2 protein-coding genes are annotated in these 2,341 nt (G+C 68.6%); both read left to right on the top strand.

All coding sequences use genetic code 11. The annotated features are described in order from the left end of the window. Window positions 1-462, top strand: a 462-nt coding sequence (locus ACR2JA_RS05315; RefSeq protein WP_434008069.1) for a fumarylacetoacetate hydrolase family protein, incomplete at its 5' end; no start/stop codon positions are given. A 45-nt stretch (window positions 463-507) separates the two neighbouring features. Then, the coding region (locus ACR2JA_RS05310) for a hydantoinase/oxoprolinase family protein (protein WP_434008068.1) at window positions 508-2,341 on the top strand (1,834 nt) is incomplete at its 3' end.

The raw sequence follows: 2,341 nt of genomic DNA, 5'->3' as shown, positions 1-2,341 counted from the left end.
ATCGGCAAAGGTGGCCGCCACATCGCCAAAGAAAACGCCTTCGAGCACATCGCCGGCTACGCCTGCTTCAACGACGTGAGCGTGCGCGACTGGCAGAAGCACACCCACCAGTTCACCCCGGGCAAGAACTTCCCCGGCACGGCGCCTTTCGGCCCGGTGCTGGTGACGCGCGACGAGGTGCCCGACGTGACCGCGCTGACGCTGGAGACCCGCGTCAACGGCCACGTGGTGCAGCACGCCAGCCTGGGCGACCTGATCTTCGACATCCCGACCATCGTGGCCTACATCTCGCGCTTCACGCCGCTGTCGCCCGGCGACGTGATCGCCACCGGCACGCCCGGCGGCGTGGGCGACCGCCGCGAGCCGCCGCTGTACATGAAGGAAGGCGACGTGGCCGAGGTGGAGATCACAGGCCTGGGCGTGCTGCGCAACCGCATCGGCACCGACCACAGCGCGGCCTGAACGCGGCCTGAACGCCACCGACGCGCCGCCCGAACCGGAGACCCCATGAACACCCCGAACCCCAAACCCCACCTGCGCATCGCCGTCGACATCGGTGGCACCTTCACCGACATGGCCGCTTTTGACGAGACCAGCGGAAAGCTGCTGTTCGGCAAGGCCCTGTCCACCCACGGCGAGCTCGTCAAGGGCATCCAGTCCACCATTGACAGCGCTCACATCGACTGGCGCGACGGCAACCTGTTCTTGCACGGTTCCACCATCGCCATCAACACGCTGCTCGAACGCAACGGCGCCAACACCGCGCTGCTGATCACCGAAGGCTTTCGCGACATCTACGAGATCGTTCGCGTCAACCGACCCGATGCTTACAACCTGTTCTTCAACAAGCACCAGCCGCTGGTCAAGCGCTCGCTGCGCTACGAGGTGGCCGAGCGCCTGCGCGCCGACGGCAGCACCCACAAGCCGCTGGACGAAGCCGCGGTGCGCGAGCTGGCCAAGGACCTGCGCGGCCAGGGCATCGAAGCGGTGGCCGTGCTGCTGCTGCACAGCTACCGCAACCCGGCGCACGAACAGCGCGTCAAGCAGATCCTGCAGGAAGAGATCCCCGGTGCCTTCGTCTGCGCCTCGCACGAGCTGAGCCAGGAGTACCGCGAGTTCGAGCGCGTTTCCACCGCGGTGGCCAACGCCTACGTCGGCCCGCGCGTGTCCGAATACCTGGGCCAGCTGGAGAGCCACCACAGCGGCCAGGGCTTCGGCGGCGACTTCTACATCGTGCAGTCCACCGGCGGCCTGTTCCCGGTGGAGCACGCCAAGGTGGGCTGCGTGCGCATGCTCGAATCCGGCCCGGCCGCCGGCGTGATCGGGGCCCAGGCCATCTGCGCCCAGCTGGGCATGGGCGATGCGATTGCCTTCGACATGGGCGGCACCACGGCCAAGGCCGGCGTCATCAGCGAAGGCCGGCCGCTGACCACCGGCTCGGCGCTGATCGGCGGTTACGAACGCGCCCTGCCGATCCAGATCCCGATGATGGACATCCACGAAGTGGGCACCGGCGGCGGGTCGATTGCCCGCGTGGAAACCGGCAACGCCCTGCGCGTGGGCCCGCAGAGCGCGGGCTCCATCCCCGGCCCGGTGGCCTATGGCCGGGGCGGCACCGAGCCCACCGTGACCGACGCCAACCTGCTGCTGGGCCGGCTCGATGCCGAGCACTTCCTGGGCGGTGAACTCAAGCTCGATCTGGCCGGCTGCCAGCGCCAGATGCAGGAGCGCATCGCCGGCCCGCTGGGGCTGGAGCCGACGGCCGCGGCCGACGGCATCCTGCGCATCGCGGTGACGCAGATGTCGCACGCGGTGAAGGCCGTGACCACCGAGCGCGGCCTGGACGCCGGCAGCTTCACCATGGTGGTCTACGGTGGCGCCGGCCCGCTGCACGCGTCGGCCATTGCGCGCGAAATCGGCATCCGCAAGGTGCTCATTCCGTACGCGCCGGGCTACTTCTCGGCCTACGGCATGCTGTTCTCGGACCTGCGCTACGACTATGTGCGCTCGGTGTTTCGCAAGCTGGGCGACGTGTCCTTCGACGAGATCGAGGCCGCCTACAAGACCATGGAAGACGAGGGCCGCGCCGCGCTCGCCGCCTCCGGCATCGAGGCCGATGGCGTGGTCATCGAACGCGCCGCCGACATGCGCTACGTGGGCCAGGAACACGCCGTCACGGTGGACCTGCCGCTGCAGTACTTCGAAGCCAAGGACCGGTCCGCGATCAAGCAGCAGTTCGACGAGCTGCACAAGGTGCGCTACGGCACCTCGGCCCCCCAGGAACCGGCCGACCTGGTGAGCCTGCGCGTGACCGTGCTGGGCACCATGAAGAAGCCGCCCA

The organism is Hydrogenophaga sp. (genome assembly GCF_051007235.1).
Lineage (GTDB): Bacteria > Pseudomonadota > Gammaproteobacteria > Burkholderiales > Burkholderiaceae_C > Hydrogenophaga.
This window is presented reverse-complemented; position numbering and strand designations above follow the sequence as displayed.